The 22,121-nt window shown below is 56.7% G+C and carries 17 protein-coding genes and 4 tRNA genes; 17 read left to right on the forward strand and 4 right to left on the reverse strand.

What is annotated here, in order from left to right:
- Window positions 1-5 precede the first annotated feature (5 nt).
- Window positions 6-776 (forward strand): amino acid ABC transporter ATP-binding protein, encoded by a 771-nt coding sequence (locus MDHKLMBL_RS02575; RefSeq protein ID WP_014577526.1) that lies wholly within the window; start codon window positions 6-8, stop codon window positions 774-776.
- A 38-nt stretch (window positions 777-814) separates the two neighbouring features.
- Here MDHKLMBL_RS02575 and MDHKLMBL_RS02580 read toward each other — a convergent pair whose 3' ends face one another.
- Together MDHKLMBL_RS02580 and MDHKLMBL_RS02585 are read right to left on the reverse strand one after the other, a co-directional pair.
- Window positions 815-1,540, reverse strand: coding sequence for a UDP-2,3-diacylglucosamine diphosphatase (locus tag MDHKLMBL_RS02580; protein WP_008175010.1), 726 nt, complete (start codon window positions 1,538-1,540; stop codon window positions 815-817).
- Entirely contained in the window at window positions 1,537-2,037 is a 501-nt protein-coding gene (locus MDHKLMBL_RS02585) for a peptidylprolyl isomerase (protein ID WP_008175011.1), read from the reverse strand. Before MDHKLMBL_RS02585 ends, MDHKLMBL_RS02580 begins: the two co-directional genes overlap by 4 nt.
- 138 nt (window positions 2,038-2,175) lie before the next feature.
- Here MDHKLMBL_RS02585 and MDHKLMBL_RS02590 point away from each other — a divergent pair, with 138 nt between their 5' ends.
- The 3 genes from MDHKLMBL_RS02590 to MDHKLMBL_RS02600 all read left to right on the forward strand — a co-directional run bounded on the left by MDHKLMBL_RS02590 (window position 2,176) and on the right by MDHKLMBL_RS02600 (window position 7,571).
- Window positions 2,176-3,855, forward strand: coding sequence for a glutamine--tRNA ligase/YqeY domain fusion protein (locus MDHKLMBL_RS02590; RefSeq protein ID WP_104270042.1), 1,680 nt, complete (start codon window positions 2,176-2,178; stop codon window positions 3,853-3,855).
- Window positions 3,852-5,240: a cysteine--tRNA ligase gene (gene cysS, locus MDHKLMBL_RS02595; RefSeq protein WP_104270043.1), complete on the forward strand. Its 1,389-nt coding sequence runs from the start codon at window positions 3,852-3,854 to the stop codon at window positions 5,238-5,240. The genes MDHKLMBL_RS02590 and cysS overlap by 4 nt, the downstream gene beginning before the upstream one ends.
- 150 nt (window positions 5,241-5,390) lie before the next feature.
- Window positions 5,391-7,571, forward strand: a complete 2,181-nt coding sequence (locus MDHKLMBL_RS02600; protein WP_104270044.1) for a malate synthase G — start codon at window positions 5,391-5,393, stop codon at window positions 7,569-7,571.
- An 83-nt stretch (window positions 7,572-7,654) separates the two neighbouring features.
- On the opposite strand, the gene folD is transcribed toward MDHKLMBL_RS02600, so the two are convergent.
- Entirely contained in the window at window positions 7,655-8,512 is an 858-nt protein-coding gene (gene folD, locus MDHKLMBL_RS02605) for a bifunctional methylenetetrahydrofolate dehydrogenase/methenyltetrahydrofolate cyclohydrolase FolD (RefSeq protein WP_104270045.1), read from the reverse strand.
- A gap of 234 nt (window positions 8,513-8,746) precedes the next feature.
- On the opposite strand from folD, the gene MDHKLMBL_RS02610 reads away from it, so the two are divergent.
- The 10 genes from MDHKLMBL_RS02610 (at window position 8,747) to MDHKLMBL_RS02655 (ending at window position 18,036) form a co-directional block, all read left to right on the forward strand.
- Window positions 8,747-8,823, forward strand: a tRNA-Pro gene (locus tag MDHKLMBL_RS02610).
- Window positions 8,824-8,855: 32 nt separating this feature from the next.
- Window positions 8,856-8,932, forward strand: a tRNA-Arg gene (locus tag MDHKLMBL_RS02615).
- Between the two features lie 75 nt (window positions 8,933-9,007).
- A tRNA-His gene (locus tag MDHKLMBL_RS02620) sits at window positions 9,008-9,083 on the forward strand.
- A gap of 79 nt (window positions 9,084-9,162) precedes the next feature.
- Window positions 9,163-9,247: transfer RNA gene (locus MDHKLMBL_RS02625), tRNA-Leu, on the forward strand.
- Window positions 9,248-9,469: 222 nt separating this feature from the next.
- Window positions 9,470-10,774 carry a trigger factor gene (gene tig / locus MDHKLMBL_RS02630; protein WP_008174593.1) on the forward strand — a complete coding sequence of 435 codons (1,305 nt, stop codon included), beginning with the start codon at window positions 9,470-9,472 and terminating at the stop codon, window positions 10,772-10,774.
- Window positions 10,775-10,948: 174 nt separating this feature from the next.
- Window positions 10,949-11,584: an ATP-dependent Clp endopeptidase proteolytic subunit ClpP gene (gene clpP, locus MDHKLMBL_RS02635; protein WP_039882061.1), complete on the forward strand. Its 636-nt coding sequence runs from the start codon at window positions 10,949-10,951 to the stop codon at window positions 11,582-11,584.
- Window positions 11,585-11,660: 76 nt separating this feature from the next.
- Window positions 11,661-12,944 carry an ATP-dependent Clp protease ATP-binding subunit ClpX gene (gene clpX, locus MDHKLMBL_RS02640; RefSeq protein WP_008174598.1) on the forward strand — a complete coding sequence of 428 codons (1,284 nt, stop codon included), beginning with the start codon at window positions 11,661-11,663 and terminating at the stop codon, window positions 12,942-12,944.
- Between the two features lie 162 nt (window positions 12,945-13,106).
- Window positions 13,107-15,524 (forward strand): endopeptidase La, encoded by a 2,418-nt coding sequence (gene lon / locus MDHKLMBL_RS02645; RefSeq protein ID WP_008174599.1) that lies wholly within the window; start codon window positions 13,107-13,109, stop codon window positions 15,522-15,524.
- 238 nt (window positions 15,525-15,762) lie between these two features.
- Window positions 15,763-16,035 (forward strand): non-specific DNA-binding protein Hbs, encoded by a 273-nt coding sequence (hbs, locus tag MDHKLMBL_RS02650; RefSeq protein ID WP_008174603.1) that lies wholly within the window; start codon window positions 15,763-15,765, stop codon window positions 16,033-16,035.
- A gap of 156 nt (window positions 16,036-16,191) precedes the next feature.
- Window positions 16,192-18,036, forward strand: a complete 1,845-nt coding sequence (locus MDHKLMBL_RS02655) for a SurA N-terminal domain-containing protein (RefSeq protein WP_008174605.1) — start codon at window positions 16,192-16,194, stop codon at window positions 18,034-18,036.
- A 112-nt stretch (window positions 18,037-18,148) separates the two neighbouring features.
- Here MDHKLMBL_RS02655 and MDHKLMBL_RS02660 read toward each other — a convergent pair whose 3' ends face one another.
- Window positions 18,149-19,021 carry a MurR/RpiR family transcriptional regulator gene (locus MDHKLMBL_RS02660; RefSeq protein ID WP_008174607.1) on the reverse strand — a complete coding sequence of 291 codons (873 nt, stop codon included), beginning with the start codon at window positions 19,019-19,021 and terminating at the stop codon, window positions 18,149-18,151.
- Window positions 19,022-19,232: 211 nt separating this feature from the next.
- Between MDHKLMBL_RS02660 and zwf the strand changes: the two genes are divergently transcribed.
- Genes zwf through MDHKLMBL_RS02675 form a run of 3 tightly spaced genes read left to right on the forward strand, consistent with a single transcriptional unit; the run spans window position 19,233 to window position 22,091 of the window.
- Complete coding sequence (gene zwf, locus MDHKLMBL_RS02665; protein WP_062782442.1) at window positions 19,233-20,708, forward strand: glucose-6-phosphate dehydrogenase; 1,476 nt, start codon at window positions 19,233-19,235, stop codon at window positions 20,706-20,708.
- A complete protein-coding gene (gene pgl / locus MDHKLMBL_RS02670) occupies window positions 20,701-21,414 on the forward strand; it encodes a 6-phosphogluconolactonase (RefSeq protein WP_008174611.1) in 714 nt (237 codons plus the stop codon). Before zwf ends, pgl begins: the two co-directional genes overlap by 8 nt.
- A 17-nt stretch (window positions 21,415-21,431) precedes the next feature.
- On the forward strand, window positions 21,432-22,091 hold the full coding sequence (locus tag MDHKLMBL_RS02675; RefSeq protein WP_199185475.1) for a bifunctional 4-hydroxy-2-oxoglutarate aldolase/2-dehydro-3-deoxy-phosphogluconate aldolase: 660 nt from the start codon (window positions 21,432-21,434) through the stop codon (window positions 22,089-22,091).
- Window positions 22,092-22,121: the final 30 nt, after the last annotated feature.

Genomic DNA, 22,121 nt, shown 5'->3' on the forward strand with positions numbered 1-22,121 from the left:
CAGAAATGCAGACCCCGCCGAAGGACCAGCCGGGAAAAAAACCGGGGATTATCCGGGTTGAGGGCATGCACAAGTGGTACGGGGACTTCCATGTTCTCAAAGATCTCAACCTGACCGTTGATCAGGGCGAGAGAATTGTCATCTGTGGGCCATCCGGCTCGGGAAAATCCACCTTCATCCGTTGCATCAACCGGCTGGAGGAGCATCAGCAGGGCAAAATCATTGTTGATGGTATCGAGCTGACCGATGATGTCCGCCACATTGATACGGTTCGGCGGGAAGTCGGCATGGTGTTTCAGCACTTCAACCTCTTCCCGCACCTGACCGTCCTGGAAAACTGCTGCCTGTCGCCGATCTGGGTGCGAAAAACGCCCCGAAAGGAAGCGGAGGCATCTGCGATGGAGTACCTTGAGCGGGTCAAGATCCCGGATCAGGCTAACAAATTCCCGGGGCAGCTTTCGGGCGGCCAGCAACAGCGTGTGGCGATTGCCAGGGCCCTGTGCATGAAGCCCAAGATCATGCTGTTCGACGAGCCAACCTCGGCCTTGGATCCGGAGATGATCAAGGAAGTGCTGGACGTAATGATTGAATTGGCGGGAAGCGGTATGACCATGCTCTGCGTAACCCATGAGATGGGTTTTGCCAAGACGGTGGCGGACCGTGTGATTTTCATGGACGGTGGCGAGATTGTGGAGCAGGCACCTCCCCACGAGTTCTTTACCAACCCACAGGAAGCCAGAACTCAGAAGTTCCTCCAGCAGATACTCGCGCACTGAAACCAAGACTAAAAAAGCCGGGCATTTGCCCGGCTTTTTTACAACGGCTCCTTGAATAGCTCGGGCTCCTTGCCTGGCTCTGCCTCAAGCCACCAAACGTTCTTGTCCCAGTCTCCCAGTACAATACGCTTTGCCGGCGACCCGTTGGCCGTCAGTTCATGAACCGCGGGGCGATGGGTGTGGCCATGGATCATTCGCTGGACACCGTGCGTTTCCAAGTCCTTGACCACTTCCTCGGGCGTTACGTCCATGATGAACTCCTCCTTGCCCTGATTTTTCGCCATGCTGATTTCCCGTAGCTGGCGGGCCATTTGCTGGCGGTCTTTCAGGGGGCGCTGGAGTATCATCTGCTGCCACTGCGGGTTACGCATGTTGGCCCGGAACTTCTGGTATTCCACATCGGCGGTGCACAGGCTGTCGCCATGCATCAGCAGGGTAGGGGTACCGTACAGATCAATCACCGTCGGATCGTCCAGCAGCGTTGCGCCGGCCCGGTCGCAGAAGTCCTGGCCGATCAGAAAGTCCCGGTTGCCGTGCATCAGGAAAATCCTGGTGCCGCTGTCCCGCAGTTTTCGAAGGGCAGTCGCAATCTGCTCCTGGAGCGGCGTGCGTTCGTCATCTCCTATCCACGCCTCAAAGAAATCACCGAGAATATACAGCTGATCAACACCACTGGCTTTCCCGTCGAGAAAGCCCAGAAATGCCTCAGTAATATCCGGGCGGGATTCCTCGAGGTGAAGATCTGAAATAAACAGCGTGGTCACGCGTCCTCCAGAACCTCGGCTTTTTCGATTACCACGTCATCGGCAGGCACATCCTGGTGGCCTGCACGCATGGTGGTGCGCACTGCTCGAATCGCGTTTACCGTGTCCATGCCGTCGGCCACTTTGCCGAACACGCAGTAGCCCCAGCCTTCCGCGTTTTTGGCGGTGTGGTCCAGGAAGCCGTTATTCTCAACGTTAATAAAGAACTGGGCTGTGGCAGAGTGCGGGTCCATGGTGCGTGCCATGGCAATGGTTCCCTGCATGTTGCTCAGTCCGTTATCGGCTTCGTTCTGAATCGAATCGCGGGTTTTACGTGGGGTCATGCCCGGCTCGAAGCCGCCGCCCTGAATCATGAAATTGCTGATCACACGGTGAAAAATCAGGCCATCGTAAAAACCGTCGCGAACGTACTGTTCAAAGTTTTTGGCGGTTTCCGGTGCCTTGTCGTAGTCCAGTTCCAGCTTGATGTCACCGTAGTTGGTTTTCAGCAGAATCATCAGGTTTTCCTGTTCAGAAAGGTTAGGTACGTTAACGGCCCCATTGTACTCAAGACTTTCCCGCTATGCATGAGTCCGGAAAGGATTTGTGAGTATAATACGCGGTTTAAGATTCACTCCCCTTTTAACAGAGATTGTATGAGCGCCGAGTCGAAGAAAGCCCACAACTTTATCCAGAGCCTGATCGAAGACGCCATCGCCAGCGGAGAGCACACCGGCAAGGTGGTCACCCGATTCCCGCCGGAGCCCAATGGCTACCTGCATATTGGTCACGCCAAATCGATCTGCCTGAACTTTGGCATCGCCGAGACCTTTTCCGGCGACTGTAACCTTCGGTTTGACGACACCAACCCGGAAAAGGAAAACCAGGAATACATCGACGCCATCAAGCAGGATGTGGAATGGCTTGGTTACGAGTGGGCCGGGGACGTGCTTTATGCCTCGGATTACTTTGATGCGCTTTATGAATTTGCCGAGGAACTGATTACCCGGGACAAGGCCTACGTGTGCGCCCTGACGGCCGATGAAATGGCCGAGTACCGGGGCAGCCTGAAAGAGCCGGGCAGAAACAGCCCCTACCGGGATCGCCCCGTGGAGGAGAGCTTGCAGATGTTCCGCGACATGCGGGACGGCAAGTATCAGAACGGCGAACTGGTGCTGCGGGCCAAGATCGATATGTCTTCTCCGAACATCAACATGCGGGATCCGATTCTTTATCGCATCCGCTACGCCGAACATCACCAGACCGGGAACAAGTGGTGCATCTACCCGATGTATGACTTCACCCATCCCATTTCGGATGCCTTGGAGGGGATTACCCACTCCCTGTGCACGCTGGAATTCGAGGACCACCGGCCGCTGTATGACTGGGTTCTGGATAACATCTCCGGCCCCTGCCACCCGCGCCAGATCGAGTTTGCGCGGCTGAATCTGAACTACACCATCACCTCCAAGCGGAAGCTCAAGCGTCTGGTGGATGAGAATGTAGTTGATGGCTGGAACGATCCGCGTATGCCAACCATTTCCGGTATGCGCCGGCGTGGCTACACGCCGGAGTCCATCCGCACCTTCTGCGACATGATCGGGGTGAACAAGGCCGGCGGCACTGTGGATGTGGGCATGCTTGAGCACGCCATTCGCGAAGACCTCAACACCCGGGCCCCGAGAGCCATGTGTGTGATGCGCCCGTTGAAAGTCACGCTGACCAATTACCCGGCGGATCAAAGCGAAACGCTCACCTTGCCAGTGCACCCGCAAAATCCGGATATGGGCGAGCGGGAAGTGCCCTGGACCCAGACTCTGTATATCGACCGGGAAGATTTCGAAATGGAGCCGCCGCGTAAATGGAAGCGGCTGGCCCCGGACCAGGCAGTACGCCTCCGTGGCGGCTATGTGATGACCTGCCGGGAAGTGATTCGTGACGACAGTGGCCAGATTGTCGAGCTCAAGTGTGAGTACGATCCCAACACCCTGGGCGTCAATCCCGAGGGCTACAAACCGAACGGCGTGATTCACTGGGTTTCGGCGAGTGACAGTGTAGAGGCAGACATCAATCTGTATGACCGCCTGTTTAACCACGAGTCGCCGGACAGTGACAAGGAAGGCGATCTGATGGATCACCTGAATCCGGAATCGCTGGTGGTTCTCAAAGGCGCGCGCGTCGAAAAGAGTCTTGTCGCGCCCCGTATGGATCTTCCATACCAGTTCGAGCGGGAAGGCTACTTCTTCTGTGATCAGGCCCATACCGAGGCTGCCGGTCGGCCGGTATTCAACCGCACTGTTACGCTCAGGGATTCCTGGGGCAAGGGGGGCAAGTGATCCGCATCTACAATACTCTGACCCAACAGAAGGAAGAGTTTCGGCCAATTGAGCCTGGCAAGGTCCGGATGTACGTCTGCGGTATGACAGTCTATGACTACTGCCACCTGGGGCATGCCCGGGTGCTGGTAGCCTTTGATGTGATTACCCGTTACCTGCGTCATCGCGGTTACGACGTGAACTATGTTCGCAATATCACCGATATTGACGACAAGATCCTGCGCCGTGCGGATGAAAACGGTGAGCCCTATGACGAACTCACGGACCGGATGATCAAAGCCATGCACGAAGACGAAGCCCGTCTCGGCGTGCTGTCACCGGATGAAGAGCCCCGGGCCACCGCGTATATCGACGAAATTATCGCGATGATCCACAAACTGATTGCCGGCGGCCACGCCTACGCAGCGGACAATGGTGACGTCTACTTTGCGGTCGATTCCTTTGATGACTACGGCAAGCTCAGCAAGAAAAAGCTGGAGGATCTTCTGGCGGGCGCGCGGGTGGATGTTCAGGAAGCCAAGCGAAGCCCTGCAGATTTCGCGTTGTGGAAAGCGGCAAAGGCAGGGGAGGTCAGCTGGCCGTCGCCCTGGGGCGACGGTCGTCCCGGCTGGCACATTGAGTGCTCTGCGATGTCCACCTGCTGTCTCGGCGACACATTCGATATTCACGGCGGTGGCCCGGATCTGTTGTTCCCGCACCATGAGAACGAGATTGCCCAGTCAGAATGTGCCACTGGCCACACTTTTGTGAACACCTGGATGCACGCGGGTGCCATCCGGGTGAACAAAGAAAAGATGTCCAAGTCCCTGGGTAACTTCTTCACCATCCGCGAGATCATGGAGAAGTACCCGGCAGAAGTGGTCCGTTACTTCCTGGTTTCCAGCCACTATCGTAGCCAGGTGGATTACTCTGAGGAAAATCTGGCTGAGGCCGGCCGAACTCTGACCCGTTTGTACCATGCGCTCAGAGGCATCGTGCCCGCCAAGGCCGCCGATGTGCCGGAATCCGAGCACGACGATCGGTTTGCCGAGGCGATGGACGATGACTTCAACACCGCGGGTGCAATTGCGGTCCTGCACGCTGTTGCCAACGAGATCAATCAGCATCGTCGCGATGGTCGTGAAGACGATGCCAAGCAAAGTGCGGCGATTCTGGTAAGGCTTGGTGGTGTTCTGGGGCTGCTGCAGCAGGATCCCGAGGCGTTCTTCCAGGCAGACACGGGTGGTGAGCTTAGCGCCGAAGACATTGAAGCAATGATCCAGGCCAGGGCTGATGCCCGCGAGGCAAAGAATTTTGCCGAGGCCGACCGGATCCGCGACGAGCTCCTCGAGAAAGGTATTATTCTGGACGATTCCCGAGAGGGGACGACCTGGCGTAAAGCCTGAATTTCCGGGAGCTGCCGGTTGGTCAGACCAGTTTTGCGCCTGCAGGAATGATCTTGTAAGGATTTTCCCTTACAATGCGGCGCTCAAATTAGAATGCCCCCTCAAGATGAAGGGGGAGTCGGGAAACGTAACCCACTGAGGCAGACAACGATGACAGAACGCGTACAAGTCGGCGGCATTCAGGTCGCAAAGAATCTGTATGATTTCGTGAACAACGAAGCGATCCCGGGCACCGGAATCGATGCCGATAAATTCTGGGCAGAATTTGACAAGATCGTGAACGAGCTGGCGCCACGCAACCGTGAATTGCTGGCCAAGCGTGATGCTACCCAGGAAAAAATGGACAGCTGGAACCGGGATCACAAGGGCCAGAAGCTCGACATGGGCGAATACAAGTCTTTCCTGAAAGACATCGGTTACCTGGTTGACGAGCCTTCCGAGTTCAAGATCTCCACCTCCAATGTCGACCCGGAAGTGGCAACCATGGCCGGCCCTCAGCTGGTGGTGCCGATCATGAACGCCCGTTTTGCTCTGAACGCTGCGAACGCGCGTTGGGGTAGCCTGTACGATGCGCTGTACGGTACCGACGCGATTTCCGAGGAAGACGGCGCTGAAAAAGGCCGTGGTTACAATCCGGTTCGCGGTGCAAAAGTTATCGAGTGGGCCCGCAACCTGCTCGACAGCTCGGCACCGCTGGCCTCTGGCAGTCACAAAGATGCTGCCAAGTATGTGGTTGAAGGTGGCAAACTGGTCGTCAAGCTGCAGAACGGTGAGTCCACCGGCCTGAAAGACGAAGCCGGCTTTGTTGGCTACACCGGTGCCGCTGATGCGCCCACCGGCGTGCTGCTGGTCAAGAACGGCATGCACTTCGAGATCCAGATCGATGCCACTCACCCGATTGGCAAAGACGACGGTGCCCACGTCAAAGACGTACTGATGGAGTCTGCACTGACAACCATCATGGACTGCGAAGACTCCGTGGCCGCTGTAGACGCCGACGACAAGGCGCTGGCCTATCGCAACTGGCTGGGCCTGATGAAGGGCGACCTGCAGGAAACCTTCGAGAAAGGTGGCGAGCAGTTGACCCGCAAGATGAACGCGGATCGCACCTACACCGCGGCAGACGGCAGCGAGCTGAGCCTGAAAGGCCGCAGCCTGATGTTTATCCGTAACGTCGGCCACCTGATGACCAACCCGGCCATCCTGCTGAAAGACGGTAACGAAGTGCCGGAAGGCCTGATGGACGGTCTGATCACCTCACTGATCGCCATTCACGACATGAAGGGCAATGGCAAGTTCCAGAACAGCACCAAAGGCTCCATGTATATCGTGAAGCCTAAGATGCACGGGCCGGAAGAGGTGGCATTCACCAACGAATTTTTCGGTCGTGTAGAGGATGCATTGAGCCTGCCGCGCTTCAGCCTGAAGGTCGGCATCATGGACGAGGAGCGTCGCACCACAGTTAACCTGAAAGCCTGTATCCATGCCGCGAAAGAGCGGGCTGTGTTTATTAACACCGGTTTCCTGGATCGCACCGGGGACGAGATCCATACCTCCATGGAACTGGGTCCGTTTATCCGCAAGGGTGCGATGAAGCAGGCGACCTGGATCAATGCCTACGAGCAGTGGAACGTGGACATCGGCCTGGAAACCGGTTTCCGTGGCGTTGCCCAGATTGGTAAGGGCATGTGGGCCATGCCTGACCTGATGGCCGGCATGCTGGAAGCGAAAATCGGGCATCCGAAGGCTGGTGCGAACACTGCCTGGGTTCCATCTCCCACGGCGGCTACACTGCACGCCACTCACTACCATCAGGTAAGTGTGGCTGATGTCCAGAAGCAGCTGGAAAGCCGCACACGCGCTGCGCTGGACGATATCCTGACAGTACCGGTGATGGATGATCCTGCTTCTTTGAGCGCCGAGGACATCCAGCAGGAGCTGGACAACAACGTCCAGGGTATCCTCGGTTACGTTGTGCGCTGGATTGACCAGGGCGTTGGCTGCTCCAAGGTGCCGGACATCAACGATGTCGGCCTGATGGAAGACCGTGCGACTCTGCGTATCGCCTCTCAGTTGCTGGCCAACTGGCTGCACCATGGTATCTGCTCTGAAGATCAGATCATGGAGACCATGAAGCGTATGGCAGCGGTGGTCGACAAGCAGAACGCCGGTGATTCGGCGTACCGCCCGATGGCCGGGAACTTCGATGACAGTGTGGCCTTCCAGGCAGCGCTGGATCTGGTTCTCAAGGGCCGCGAGCAGCCTAATGGCTACACTGAGCCGCTACTGCACGCTTACCGCCTGAAGGCGAAAGCCAAATACGGGCAGTAAGAGCTGCGAAATAAAAAACCCCGCTTCGGCGGGGTTTTTTGTAGCACGTCGGATCAGGCAGGGCCTGAACCCTGACTCCGGGCTCAGTCCCTGTGCAAGACATCAGTCGCATAGAGGGTGTTTTGCAGCAGGGTGGCGATGGTCATCGGCCCTACGCCGCCGGGAACCGGCGTTATATAGGCCGCGCGCTCCGAAGCGGCTGCGAAATCAACGTCGCCATGCAGTTTCCCGTCGTCCATCCGGTTGATGCCCACATCAATCACGGTTGCACCCGGTTTTACCCAATCGCCCTTGATCAGGCCTGGCTTGCCGACGGCTGCAACCAGGATGTCAGCCTCACGAACAAACTTCTCCAGATCCGGAGTGAATCGGTGACACACGGTTGTCGTGGCACCCTTCAATAGCAGCTCCATGCTCATGGGGCGGCCGACGATGTTGGAGGCGCCAACGATGACGGCGTGCTGGCCCTTGTAGGGCGTGTCGATGCTGTCGAGCAGGGTAATGATGCCGGCCGGTGTGCAGGGACGCAGGGTGGGCTTACGCTGCATCAGGCGACCGATGTTGTATGGATGGAAGCCATCAACGTCTTTATCTGGCCGGATTTTTACCAGAATCGGATCTGCATCGAGATGCGAGGGCAGGGGGAGTTGCACCAGGATCCCGTCCACGGTGGGGTTCTCGTTCAGCTCATCAATCAGTGCTTCCAGCGCTTCCTGGGAAGTGTCTTCCGGCAGATCGTATGAGAGTGAGAGGATTCCCGCCTGGTCGCACGCCTTCCGTTTATTGCCCACGTAAACGTGGGATGCGGGATCGTTGCCGACCAGGACTACGGCCAGTCCGGGCGCTCTAAGCCCCTGTTGGGTTCTTGCTTCCACCCCTGCGGCGACTTGCTGTCTTACTTCGGCGGCAATCTCTTTTCCGTTGATCAGTTTGGCGGTCATGTCTCGTCTTGTCGGTTGGGCATCGGTAAATTGAAGGGTCGGCATTGTCTCATGCTTCCGCCGGAACTCCAATTGGACGGTTGTCTGGGCGGCGCGCGCCGGAACTTTGGTCAGGGCGCTTTGTCACTGAAGAGACTGTTGTTTCAGGGAATTTGGAAATACGTGTTGACGGCACCGTCCGGCGCCGGTAATATGCGCGCCAACTTTGCTGAGGCACTTGTTGTTCAGTTCAGACGGGGTATAGCGCAGTCTGGTAGCGCGCCTGCTTTGGGAGCAGGATGTCGGGAGTTCGAATCTCTCTACCCCGACCATTTTCTGGATGTTCAGGTGGGCGAACGGTTAAGCGCCCGTAGCTCAGCTGGATAGAGCACCCGCCTTCTAAGCGGGTGGTCGCAGGTTCGAGTCCTGCCGGGCGCGCCATCAAGTCGTTGGCTTGGTCCGCGCCGGAGCGACCGTAACCAGCAAAGTTGAAAAGTAAAGGCATGTCCCGATGTGGTGGACGTAGCTCAGTTGGTAGAGCTCAGGATTGTGACTCCTGCGGTCGAGGGTTCGATCCCCTTCGTCCACCCCACTTTTCTTTCAGAGTAGATTCCGCGTTTGTTGAATAGATTAATGGCAGGCTTGCCATCGGGCATTCTTCATTCTGTTGTGCGCGAGTGGCGGAACTGGTAGACGCGCTGGATTTAGGTTCCAGTGGGGCAACCCGTGAGAGTTCGAGTCTCTCCTCGCGCACCACCCCTTTCTTTTTTCTCTTTCGTCCCCATCTCTGCCTTCAAGATTCGGCCGGTCCCGTGACTGTGCGGCATCAAACTGCATTGCAGGGTGATTCTCTCGGCGGTGCAAAGCATGATAAACTACCGGCTTTTAATTTTCGGTCCTTTTCCGGGAATCTCCCTTGGACCGGACTTTTAGGTTTAATTTCATTCACATACCGAACCTGTAATTTGAGGATCTTCCATGCAAGTGTCTGTTGAAACGACCTCCAACATCGAGCGTCGAATGACGATTGGTGTGCCCGCCCAGGAAATCGACCAGGCGGTCCAGAAACGCCTGCAGGAAACAGCGCGTACCGTGCGCCTGAACGGTTTCCGTCCGGGTAAGGTGCCCATGAGCGTCGTCAAGCGTCGTTTCGGTGACAGCGTCCGCCAGGAAATCGTTGGCGAGGTTATGCGCGACAACTACATCAAGGCACTGCAGGAACAGGATATCAACCCGGCAGGTTGGCCGAAGTTCGAGCCAAAGACCATGGAAGAGGGCAAAGACCTTGAATTTGTCGCCATCTTCGAAGTGCTGCCGGAAATCGAGCTGGGCGATCTCAGCAAGATTTCAGTCGAGAAGCTGACTTCCGAGATCACCGACAAAGATGTCGACAACATGATCGACAACCTGCGTCGTCAGCAGGCCACCATGAAAGAAGTCAAGCGCAAGTCCAAGAATAAGGACGTGCTGACCATTGACTTCAAAGGTTTTATCGACGGTGAAGAATTCGAAGGCGGAGCCGCTGAAGGCCATCGTCTGACTCTGGGCTCCGGCCAGATGATTCCGGGCTTTGAGAAGGCCATCGTTGGTGGTAAGGCCGGCGAAGACATGGAAATTGAGGTTACCTTCCCGGAGGATTACCACAACGAAGATCTGGCGGGTAAGCCGGCCAAGTTCGAGATCAAGATTCACAAGGTTGAAGAGCCGCAGTTGCCGGAACTCGACACCGAATTCTTCAAGAAGTTCGGTATTGATGCCGAAGACGAAGCGACTTTCCGCGAAGAAGTCAAAAAGAACATGGAGCGCGAGCTCAAGCAGGCGGTTTCCAACAAGGTCAAGAACGACGTTGTTGACGGTCTGCTGGAAACCACTGAGCTGGATATTCCGGCTGCCCTGGTTGATCAGGAAATCGATCGTCTCCGTCAGGACGCCGTCCAGCGTTTCGGCGGCCAGATTGATCCGCAGCAGCTGCCCAAGGAAATTTTCCAGGAGCAGGCTGAGCGCCGCGTGAAAACTGGCCTGCTGTTCCAGGAAGTGGTCAAGAAAAACGACCTGAAAGCCGACCCGGCCAAGGTAGACGAAAAGATCCAGGAGATCGCGTCTACGTATGAACAGCCAGAAGAAGTGGTTGCACACTTCAACAGCAACCCGGAGCAGAAGTCTCAGATCGAGTCTTCAGTCCTGGAGGATGCAGTTGTTGACCACGTGCTGGAGCAGGCCCAGGTCAAGGAAAAGAAAGTCAAATATGAAGAGGCCGTTCAGGCCGGTCAGCCCCAGCGCTGATTTTGCCCGGGATCGGAGTAGAAAGCCGGTCCCGAAGGCCGACCCCCGAGAACAGCCGGCATGCCCGGCTGTTTTCATCTGGGGCCGCTGCTGGCAAAGTATGGGGTGCAACTTTATTGAAACTGCCGTGGCGCGAGTCCACGACCCATTGTCCATAAGGAGTTCAGGCGCATCATGACGCAGAAACCAATTGATGGTCCCGCAATGGTTACCAATTCCGGACTGGTACCGATTGTTATCGAGCAGACAGCTCGCGGCGAGCGGTCGTTCGACATTTATTCCCGTCTGCTCAAGGAGCGGGTGATCTTCATGGTGGGTCCGGTTGAGGACCACATGGCGAATCTGATTGTGGCCCAGCTCCTGTTCCTTGAGTCTGAAAACCCGGACAAGGATATTCACCTCTATATCAACAGCCCCGGCGGCTCGGTAACTGCAGGTATGTCTATCTACGACACCATGCAGTTTATCAAGCCGGATGTAGCTACACTTTGTGTTGGCCAGGCGGCCAGCATGGGTGCCTTCCTTTTGGCGGGCGGTGCTGCCGGGAAGCGGGCGTGTCTGCCGAACTCCCGAGTGATGATCCACCAGCCGCTGGGTGGCTATCAGGGTCAGGCAACGGATATCGAGATTCACACCCGTGAAATCCTGAAGATTCGTCATACCCTGAATTCGATCCTGGCCCATCACACCGGTCAGGATCTGGAGACTATCGCCAAGGATACGGACCGTGACAACTTCATGGATCCGGCTCAGGCGAAAGAGTATGGGCTGATCGATTCAATACTTGATAAGCGCGTACCGAATAAATAATACTGGAAGTAATCGCATCATACTTGGCCGGCGTATCAGGCAGTGACGCCGGCAAAACGAGATCAGAGGTATTTCAATGGCAGATGAAAGAAACGGCAGGGGCGACGATAACGGCAAGTTGCTCTACTGCTCGTTTTGTGGAAAGAGCCAGCATGAAGTCCGAAAGCTCATTGCAGGGCCCTCGGTGTTCATCTGCGACGAGTGTGTCGACCTGTGCAATGACATTATCCGGGAGGAAATCCAGGAGAATGCACAGGAAGAGCCGAGCGATCGCCTTCCTACACCGGCCGAGATCCGCAATACCCTTGATGAATACGTGATTGGTCAGGATCGGGCCAAGGTCGTCTTGTCGGTGGCGGTCTACAACCACTACAAGCGTTTGCGTTATGGCGAAGGCAAGGGTGATGTCGAGCTAGGCAAGAGTAACATTCTGCTGATTGGCCCAACCGGTAGTGGTAAAACTCTGCTGGCCGAGACTCTGGCGCGGATGCTGAACGTGCCCTTCACGATCGCCGACGCCACCACGCTGACTGAAGCCGGCTACGTTGGTGAGGATGTCGAGAACATCATCCAGAAACTGCTGCAGAAATGCGATTACGATGTCGACAAGGCTCAGAGGGGCATAGTCTACATTGACGAGATCGACAAGATTTCCCGCAAGTCTGACAACCCTTCCATTACCCGGGATGTTTCCGGTGAGGGTGTTCAGCAGGCACTGTTGAAGCTGATCGAGGGTACCGTTGCATCGGTCCCGCCGCAGGGAGGTCGCAAGCATCCGCAGCAGGAATTCCTGCAGGTTGATACCGGCAATATGCTGTTTATCTGCGGTGGCGCCTTTGCCGGATTGGACAAGGTAATTCGCGAGCGTACTGAGAAGAACAGCATCGGTTTCTCTGCTTCGGTTGCCAGTCAGGACGATGCCAAGAATACCGGCGACGTTATCAAGGATGTGGAGACCGAGGACCTCGTGAAGTACGGCCTGATTCCGGAGTTTGTGGGTCGTTTGCCGGTAGTGGCAACCCTCAACGAACTTGATGAAGAAGCGCTGGTGCAGATTCTGACCGAGCCCAAGAACTCCCTGACCAAGCAGTACCAGAAACTGTTTGATATGGAAGGGGTCGAGCTCGATTTTCGTGAAGATGCGCTTCGGGCAGTTGCCCGTAAGGCCATGGAGAGGAAGACAGGCGCCCGTGGTCTGCGTTCCATTATGGAGGCGACGCTTCTGGACACCATGTACCAGATTCCCTCTGAGCATGACGTGACCAAAGTGGTGATCGATGAAAGCGTGATCAGCGGGGACTCCGAGCCCTTCAAGATTTACGCCAGCAGTGATCACGCCAAGGCTGTGCCCGAGGATTGAGTCTAGGTTAGCGGTTGAAATGAAGAGGGGCGGCAACGCCCCTTTTCGCGTTTTTGTATCGCGATATTCCTGCCCTGTTTCGTTTAGTAAAAAGATTGCAATTTTTGCGGGCGCCCCAATGAAGGGTGATATGCTGAAAGAAATACCGTCAGAGGATTCCCAATGACCCGTATACCCGAAGATGCCGTGCAAGAGTACCCGCTGCTTCCGCTGCGTGACGTAGTGGTGTTTCCGCACATGGTGGTCCCACTGTTTGTGGGCCGAGAAAAATCCATTCAGGCTCTCGAAGCCGCGATGGAAGGAAGCAAGGAAATCCTCCTGGTAGCCCAGAAAGACGCCTCTACTGATGAGCCGGGTCCGAAGGATGTGTTCGAGATGGGCACGCTGGCAACGGTTCTGCAGATGCTTCGCCTGCCCGATGGCACCGTCAAGGTGTTGGTAGAGGGCAACGCCCGAGCCACCATCAGCGATATCTCCGAGGGTGAGTACCTGTCCGGTGGCGCTGTCCTGATGGATGAAGAAGGGCTGCCCGAGCGCGAGCAGGAGGTCCTGATAAAGACCCTGATGGACGAGTTCGAGAAGTACGTGAAACTCTCCAAAAAGGTCCCTTCCGAGGTCTCCAATGCTCTCACCGGTATTGAGGAGCTTGAACGCCTGGCCGACACCATGGCTGCTCACCTGGAAATGCGTATTCCGGAAAAGCAGGAACTGCTGGAAGCGCTGGATATCCGCAAGCGGGTGGACTTGCTGCTTGGTAAGCTGGATGGCGAAATCGACCTGATCGAGGTTGAGAAGCGCATCCGTGGCCGCGTGAAAAAGCAGATGGAGCGCAGCCAGCGCGAGTACTACCTGAACGAACAGATGAAGGCTATCCAGAAAGAGATGGGTAACCTGGGCGAAGGCAACAACGACTTCGAAGAGCTTGAGCAGAAGCTGGAAGAAGCCGGATTGCCGGAAGAGGCCCGCAAAAAGACTGAAACGGAGCTGAACAAGCTCAAGATGATGTCTCCGATGTCTGCGGAAGCGACCGTCGTCCGTGGCTATATTGACTGGATGCTGGCGATTCCCTGGAAGAAGCGCAGCCGTGTCCGTCACGACATCGAAAAAGCCCGTGAAATTCTCGATCGGGACCACTATGGCCTCGATGAAGTCAAAAAGCGCATTCTCGAATACCTTGCGGTTCAGAGCCGTGTGAAGAAGGTCAAGGGTCCTGTGCTGTGCCTCGTTGGTCCTCCCGGGGTGGGCAAGACTTCGCTCGGTCAGTCCATTGCCCGTGCGACCAACCGGAAGTACACCCGGATGGCCCTCGGCGGCGTGCGTGATGAAGCTGAAATCCGCGGCCACCGGAAAACCTACATTGGTGCGTTGCCCGGTAAGCTTCTTCAGAAGCTGTCCAAGGTGGGCGTGAAGAATCCGCTGTTCCTGTTCGATGAAATCGACAAGATGGGCATGGATCATCGTGGTGATCCGGCCTCGGCGTTGCTGGAGGTTCTCGACCCGGAACAGAATCACACGTTCAACGATCACTATCTGGAAGTGGATTACGATCTCTCCGATGTGATGTTCGTGTGTACCTCCAACTCCATGGACATTCCTCCTGCCCTGCTGGACCGGATGGAAATCATCCGTATCCCGGGTTACACGGAGGACGAGAAGGTCAATATTGCGCTGCGTTATCTGTTGCCGAAGCAGATCAAGGCCAACGGCCTGCGCAAGGATGAGCTCAAGTTGCCAGAGGACACCCTTCGCGACCTGATCCGCTACTACACCCGTGAAGCCGGTGTACGTGGCCTGGAGCGCGAGATTGCCAAGATCTGCCGCAAGGTGGTGCGTGACCATGTGGAGAGCGGAGAGAAGGTCTCTGTCACTCTCACGCAGGACATGCTCGAAGATTACTCGGGGGTCAAAAAATTCAAGTACGGCCTCGCCGAGGAAAAGAACGAGATTGGTCAGGTGACCGGTCTGGCTTGGACCCAGGTGGGTGGCGAACTGCTGCATATTGAGTGCGCCCTCACGCCTGGCAAGGGCCGGGTCGTGAAGACGGGTTCCCTGGGTGATGTCATGCAGGAGTCCATCCAGACGGCATTGACGGTGGTACGTAGCCGGGCACCCGGTCTTGGAATTGCCGATGATTTCCACGAGAAGCACGATCTGCACGTGCATGTACCGGAGGGTGCGACACCGAAAGATGGTCCCAGTGCCGGTATCGGTATGTGCACAGCGCTGGTTTCTTCTCTGACCAAGATTCCGGTTCGCGCCGACGTTGCAATGACCGGTGAAATCACTCTGCGTGGACGTGTTCTTGCCATCGGTGGGTTGAAAGAAAAGCTTCTGGCAGCGCATCGGGGTGGCATCAAGACGGTGATCATTCCGGATGAGAATGTCAGGGATCTCAAGGAGATACCTGAAAACATCAAGGAGTCGCTGGAGATTCGTCCTGTGAAGTGGATCGACGAAGTGCTGGATATTGCACTGGCCTATCCACCCGAGCCCAGGGCTGAAGATTCATCTCCGGAAACGGGTTCTGGCAAGCCGCGTGACGAAGAAGGCGACGCGTCAGAGCGCATAAATACACATTAAAGCCTTGATGAGTTGTTGACATGCCTGAGAGCCCATTGGTATAACTGTTTGGCCGTGAAGCAGCCAATACCAAGGGCTCCCGCGCAGTCAGTCCCTATTCCGAATGCCGGTATAAAGCCGAAAGGAATAAGAAAAGTGAAGAATGGAATTCTCCGACCGCTTATGCGATAGTCGAGAACGTCCGAGAAAAAACAAACCAACCTATAACATCTTCAACCTGAAATCGAAGGGGTTTAGTGTGAACAAGTCCGAACTTATCGATGCAATTGCAGAGTCCGCAGATATCTCCAAAGCCGCCGCTGGCCGTGCTCTGGACGCAATGACCAACTCAATCACCGGTGCCCTGAAAAAAGGCGATCAGGTAACTCTGATCGGTTTTGGTACCTTCTCCGTAAAAGAGCGTGCTGCTCGTACCGGTCGTAACCCGCAGACTGGTGCCGAGATCAAGATTCCGGCCTCCAAAGTGCCTGGGTTCAAAGCAGGCAAGGCCCTGAAAGACGCCGTTAAGTAACGGTTCTTTCTCCGGTGGCTTCTGTCGCAGGAAGCCACCCAAGAAGAATTCAAGGCGCATTCCACACCGGGTGCGCCTTTTTACGTTAGGTCCGCCCTTCGCCGCGCGCTGAAACGAATAAAACTGCACTACCTTGAACAGGGATCCGGGAGAAACATGCTTCAAGATATTCGGAACAATGCCCAGGGCACGATCGCCAAGGTCATCATTGGTCTTCTTATTGTGTCGCTATCCATCTGGGGGATGGACGCCATTGTCGGCGGCTTCTCCGGCGAGCCTGAGGTGGCAACCGTCAACGGCGAGGATATTACCGAGCGGGAGTTTCTCCGCGTGGTCCAGATGGAGAGCCAGCGCCGGCTATCCAGAATGGAAAACCCGGATCCCTCGATGCTTGACGAAGACCAGATTCGCACAGACGTTCTGGATTCCCTGATCCAGGAGCAGGTCCTGATCCAGGATGCCAACGCTCAGGGACTGGAGCTCAATGATGCTGATATCGATGCGTTGATTACCCAGATGCCGCAGTTCCAGGTGGATGGCCAGTTCAATCGCGACCGCTTTGTGGCCACAGTCCGTAATATGGGCATGGGCGTGGGCGAGTTTCGGGAAGCCATGCGCAAGCAATATGTGGTGAACCAGATCCGTGCGGGTATCGTTCAGAGTGGCCTGGTGGCGGATGAGAATGCCGAGCAGCTGCTCCAGATTCAGAACCAGACACGCAGTTTCCGGGTACTGGATATTCCTGCCAGCTCAGTGGCGGACGCGGTATCGGTTTCTGATGCTGACGTTGAAGCCTTTTATGAAGAAAACTCGGGTGCGTTTCAGCAGCCGGAGCGTGTAGACGCTGCCTACATCACGCTTTCGCTGGGTGCCCTTGCTGAGAGCATTGAAGTTGACGATGCGGAGCTTCAGGCCTATTACGAGCAGCAGGCTGCCGATCTGGCCAGTGAGGAGCGTCGGGCGTCCCACATCCTGATCGAAGAGGGCAGTGACGCAGACGAAACCATGGCAACGATCCAGGAGCGCCTGGCGGCCGGGGAGTCATTTGCTGACCTGGCGCGGGAGTATTCCATTGATACCGTTTCGGCCGAAGACGGCGGCGACCTGGGCTATGCCGGTCGTGGCATTTACGCCGAGCCCTTCGAGGAAGCCCTGTTTGCCCTTGAGGAAGGCGAAGTTTCCGAGCCGGTTCGGACATCGTTCGGGGTTCATCTTATTCGCCTCGAGGATGTCAGGGAGTCCGAGGTGCCGTCTCTGGATGAAATGGAAGACCAGCTCCGTCGTGAGCTGGCCCGTGAAAAGGCTCGTGAGCAGTTTGCTGAAGTCCGGGCAGAGCTTGCCGACTCCGCGTATGCCGCCGATGATCTGGCCGGCCCTGCCGAAGAGCTCGGGCTTGAGGTGCGGGAGGCCAACGGCGTTACCCGTGACGGTGGTCAGGCGCCGTTTGACCACGCCGGTCTGGTACGACAGTTGTTTTCCGAAGATGTCCTCGACGCGGGTTACAACACCGAGTTGATCGATGTGGGTGACAACGTGTCTGTCGTTGCCCGGGTGAATAAGTATCATGAAGCCGAGCAGCTGCCCCTGGATCAGGTTCGCGATCAGATCCGGACGACGCTGGAGCAGCGCAAGACGCGGGAAGCTCTTTCTGAAAGGGCTGACGCGATTATCGCTGACCTTGAGTCAGGTGAGAGCCCCGAGGGTATTGGTGAGTGGTCCAGCTATGAAGGGCTGGCACGGAACGCCTCCGAGGCAGGTCCCGCCATTCTCCAGCAGGTGTTTTCTTTGCCGCGCCCGGCGGATGGCGCCCGGTTTGGCAAGGCTGTGATGGCCAATTCTGCCGCGGTGATCGCGCTGGACGAGGTCACGGACGGGCAGGTCTCGGAAGATGGCACCGAACTGAACCAGCTTCGGGAATTCCTGGCATCTCTCGAAGGCCAGAGGGAATACGCCGCGTACCAGCAGTTCCTTCGAAACCGGGCGGAGGTCGAGAGACCCTGATATCCGCCTCATGAAAAAGGCGCCGAATGGCGCCCCGCGATCAACGAAAAGCCCGGTGCGAATGCCCGGGCTTTCTTGTATCTGCTGACCTCTTCTATTGTGGCACTGAGGCTCAGGTCGGTGGGAAGCGGGTGGGCTTGAGGCTTTCCTTGATCTTCTTGAGGTGCCCGAGGAAATCCGCGCCGCGTTTGAGGGTTACGCCGGTTGCAAGAATGTCGATAACGCTCAGATGAATGATCCGAGAGGACATTGGCATATAGACCTCAGTGTCCTCCGGCGCGGTGACGCCCAGCACCACCGTGCAGCTTTCCGCCAGGGGGGAATCGGGGTTGGTGATACCGATCACCGTAGCACCGTTGGCCCGCGCAAGTTGTGCGATATCCACGGTTTCCCGGGTGCGGCCCGTGTAGGAAATGAGCACGATAACATCGCCCACGTTTGCTCCGGCCGCCACCATGCGCTGCATCAGGGCGTCGTCGTAGGACATGACCGGGATATTGAAGCGGAAAAACTTGTGCTGGGCATCCATAGCCACAGCAGCAGATCCGCCCATGCCAAAGAAATTGATCTGTTTGGCCTGGATCAGGTAATCAATGGCCGTTGCCAGGGCTTTCGGGTCGAGCGCTTGCCGAGCCTTGTCCAGGCTGGCAATGGTACTGAGCATGATCTTGTCTGCGAATTCGGCAACGGTGTCGTCGGGCTCCACGTTCTGGCCGATATAGGGGGTGCCGGTAGCGATACTCTGGGCGAGGCGAATCTTGAAATCCGGGAAACCTGTTGCCGAGAAACCCCGGCAGAAACGGTTAACGGTGGGTTCGCTGACGTCGGCGGCTCTCGCCAGGGCAGCTATGCTGTAACGGGTGGCCGCGCTTGGGTCACGGAGAATGGCCTCGGCCACTTTCCGCTCGGATTTGTTAAGGGTCTCCAGCCTGGACTGGATGTCCTCAAGCAGATTGTCGTCACGGTGCGCCTGGTTCGCGGCCATCAATGGTACTCCCTGAATCATGGGCGGTCGTTGTCTTGAAAACGCGGTGATTATACCGCTTTTTTACCGGTTTTTGGGTAGTAAAAGTATCACGAAACGCAGTTTTTTCTTGGAAAAACGATTTTTGGATGTCATTATTTGGTTAAAATTACTACATTGAGTTCTGTCGTCGAGTTTTTGCGACGGACTGCCCACCAGAGAGAAGGAACCAATGGTCAACAAGATCAATACCCGTTGTGACCTGATGCTCTTCGGAGCCTTGGGTGACCTTGCCCAGCGAAAACTGTTTCCGGCGCTGTACCAGCTTGAGCGCGCCAACCTCTTGGCGGAGGGGAGCCGGGTCCTGGCCATTGCCCGCTCAGATGCCGATACCGAGACCGTGCGCCAGCAGTTGTTTGACAAGCTGAAGCAGTACGTAAAGCCGGAAGAGTTCGATGCTGGACTGGCCGAATCCTTCCTTAAGCGGGTCGATTACCAGATTTTGGATTTTAACGAACCCGACGCTTTTGGTGTGCTCAACGAGTGGCGTGATGATGCCAATAATGAGCTTATTGTTTATATGGCCACCCCGCCGTCCATGTATGGCGTCATAGCCCGAAATCTGCGGGCCGCCAGTTGCTGCACCGAGAAGACGCGGGTAGTGGTCGAGAAGCCGATCGGTCACGACCTGGAGTCGTCGAAGGTGATCAACGATGAGCTTGGCGAGGTCTACAACGAGAACCAGCTGTTCCGGATTGATCATTACCTGGGTAAGGAAACGGTCCAGAACCTGATCGCTCTGCGTTTTGCCAACAACCTGTTTGCCTCCCAGTGGGACCAGAACCACATTTCCCACGTGGAGATCACGGTGGCCGAGAGCGTTGGCATCGAGGGACGGTGGGGCTATTTCGACAAAGCTGGCCAGATTCGCGATATGATCCAGAATCACCTGCTTCAGCTGTTATGCCTGATCGCCATGGACCCGCCCTCGGACCTGTCTGCCGACAGCATCCGGGATGAGAAGGTCAAGGTTCTCAAGGCCTTGAAGCGCATAACGCCCGATATGATGGACAGTTACGTGGTGCGTGGCCAGTACACCGCCGGCACCAGTAACGGCAGGCCGGTGCCCGGCTATCTGGAGGAGGAGGGGGCAAACAAGGGCAGCGCTACTGAAACTTTCGTTGCCCTGAAAGCAGAGATCGACAACTGGCGCTGGTCAGGTGTCCCGTTTTACATTCGCACTGGTAAACGCCTCCCCGAAAAGCTGTCCCAGATCATCATCCACTTCAAGCCTGCGCCGCATTACATTTTTGATCCGGACCAGAAGCACCTTGCCAACAACAAGCTGATTATCCGTCTTCAGCCTGACGAAGGCATGGCCCTGAAGATCCTCACCAAGGACCAGGGCCTGGATAAGGGCATGCGACTTCGTCAAGGCCCTCTGGAGCTCACCTTTTCTGAGACCTTTGTTACCGATCGGATTCCCGACGCCTACGAGCGTTTGCTTTGGGAGGTAATGAAGGGTAACCAGTACCTGTTCGTGCGCCGTGACGAGGTGGAGTATGCCTGGCGCTGGGTCGATCAGGTTATTCGGAACTGGAAGGATGGCGGCGAGCCGCCAAAACGTTACGCGGCGGGAACCTGGGGCCCCGTTGCTTCCATCGCCATGATTACCCGGGATGGCAGGAGCTGGTATGAAGATGTCTGATCTGCGTTTGCCCGAGGGTGTCAGTGATCGCTCAGGTGAAACCGCTGATGGCGTGGCCCTGGATCTTGCTGATGCCGTGGCGGGATTTCTGGCGGCCCGCCTGAGAGAGGTGCCCAGGGCGAGCCTGGTGGTATCCGGCGGTTCCACGCCGCTGCCATTTTTCAGGGCGCTGTCCGGCAAGGATCTGGATTGGGGCAGGGTAGACGTTCTGCTGGCGGATGAGCGTTGGGTGGAAGAAAACGATGACGCCAGCAATACCCGCCTGGTTCGGGAGAACCTGCTGCAGAATAAGGCGGCCTCGGCCCGGTTCCTGTCGCTCAAACAGCCTGGTGCGACACCCTCAGAGGGTCTTGAGCGAGTGAAGGCCGAGCTCGTGAACCTGGCCCTGCCCATCGACGTGCTGATTCTTGGTATGGGCAACGACGGCCATACCGCCTCACTGTTTCCCGACGCACCCGAATTGGAAAGTGCGATGAATCCTGAATGCCAGGAAATCGTTGCGCCCGCCACGCCCGCGTCGCAGCCGCAGAAACGCATCACCTTGACCTGGCCACCCCTGAGGGATGCCCGATTTACCGCGTTGCATCTGAAGGGCGAGGACAAACTGCAGACACTGGACCGTGCTATGTCTGAACCGGACAAGGTGCTCGAGATGCCAATCAGAGCTTTCCTGAAACCAGGCCTCCAGGTGTTCTGGAGTCCCTGAAACGCCCGACATTTGTTATGGAGAAAACCGTGAGCCAACTTTCCGATTACCATCGCGAGCGCGTCAGGGCAGTACTGCAATCCTCAGCCCTGGTGCCGGTCATCGCCATTCAGGACCTCGACGACGCCGTGCCCCTTTGCCAGGCTCTCGTTGATGGCGGCATCAACGTCCTCGAAATCACCCTGCGCACTGAGCACGGCCTAAAAGCCATCGAAGAAGTCCGCAAAGCCATCCCGGACGCCTGGGTGGGCGCGGGCACCGTTACAAGCATTGCCCAGTACCGACAGGTAGAGGCCGCTGGCGCCCAGTTCGTAATCACCCCGGGCGTAACCGAAGCCATCCTGGAATTCGGCCTGACCTCCGAAGCCCCGCTGTTGCCGGGCATTGCCACCATCTCGGAAATGATGATTGGCTATAACCTCGGCTACCGCGAATTCAAATTCTTCCCCGCCGAAGTCGCCGGCGGCATCCCGGCCCTCAAAGCCTTCAGCGGGCCGTTCCCGGACGTCACCTTCTGTCCCACAGGCGGCATCCGCCGAAACACCGCAGCCGACTACCTGGCCCTCGGCAACGTCCAGGCCGTTGGTGGCACCTGGTTGACCCCTGCAGATGTGGTGGCGGCCAAAGACTGGGCGCAGATTACCGAGATTGCGCGGGGGAGTCTGGCGGACCTCTGACTTTGGTCTTGTTCTCGTTCTTGTAGCCTG

Source organism: Marinobacter flavimaris, assembly GCF_002933295.1.
Classification (GTDB): Bacteria; Pseudomonadota; Gammaproteobacteria; order Pseudomonadales; family Oleiphilaceae; genus Marinobacter; species Marinobacter flavimaris.

Excerpts from the sequence above, each read along its gene's own strand:
- pgl (WP_008174611.1), top strand. The coding sequence starts at position 20,701 with ATGTCTGATCTGCGTTTGCCCGAGGGTGTCAGTGATCGCTCAGGTGAA.
- MDHKLMBL_RS02660 (WP_008174607.1), bottom strand. The coding sequence starts at position 19,021 with ATGGCCGCGAACCAGGCGCACCGTGACGACAATCTGCTTGAGGACATC.
- MDHKLMBL_RS02655 (WP_008174605.1), top strand. The coding sequence starts at position 16,192 with ATGCTTCAAGATATTCGGAACAATGCCCAGGGCACGATCGCCAAGGTC.
- MDHKLMBL_RS02590 (WP_104270042.1), top strand. The coding sequence starts at position 2,176 with ATGAGCGCCGAGTCGAAGAAAGCCCACAACTTTATCCAGAGCCTGATC.
- tig (WP_008174593.1), top strand. The coding sequence starts at position 9,470 with ATGCAAGTGTCTGTTGAAACGACCTCCAACATCGAGCGTCGAATGACG.
- folD (WP_104270045.1), bottom strand. The coding sequence starts at position 8,512 with ATGACCGCCAAACTGATCAACGGAAAAGAGATTGCCGCCGAAGTAAGA.
- MDHKLMBL_RS02675 (WP_199185475.1), top strand. The coding sequence starts at position 21,432 with ATGGAGAAAACCGTGAGCCAACTTTCCGATTACCATCGCGAGCGCGTC.
- lon (WP_008174599.1), top strand. The coding sequence starts at position 13,107 with ATGACCCGTATACCCGAAGATGCCGTGCAAGAGTACCCGCTGCTTCCG.
- clpP (WP_039882061.1), top strand. The coding sequence starts at position 10,949 with ATGACGCAGAAACCAATTGATGGTCCCGCAATGGTTACCAATTCCGGA.
- MDHKLMBL_RS02575 (WP_014577526.1), top strand. The coding sequence starts at position 6 with ATGCAGACCCCGCCGAAGGACCAGCCGGGAAAAAAACCGGGGATTATC.
- zwf (WP_062782442.1), top strand. The coding sequence starts at position 19,233 with ATGGTCAACAAGATCAATACCCGTTGTGACCTGATGCTCTTCGGAGCC.
- clpX (WP_008174598.1), top strand. The coding sequence starts at position 11,661 with ATGGCAGATGAAAGAAACGGCAGGGGCGACGATAACGGCAAGTTGCTC.
- MDHKLMBL_RS02585 (WP_008175011.1), bottom strand. The coding sequence starts at position 2,037 with ATGATTCTGCTGAAAACCAACTACGGTGACATCAAGCTGGAACTGGAC.
- MDHKLMBL_RS02600 (WP_104270044.1), top strand. The coding sequence starts at position 5,391 with ATGACAGAACGCGTACAAGTCGGCGGCATTCAGGTCGCAAAGAATCTG.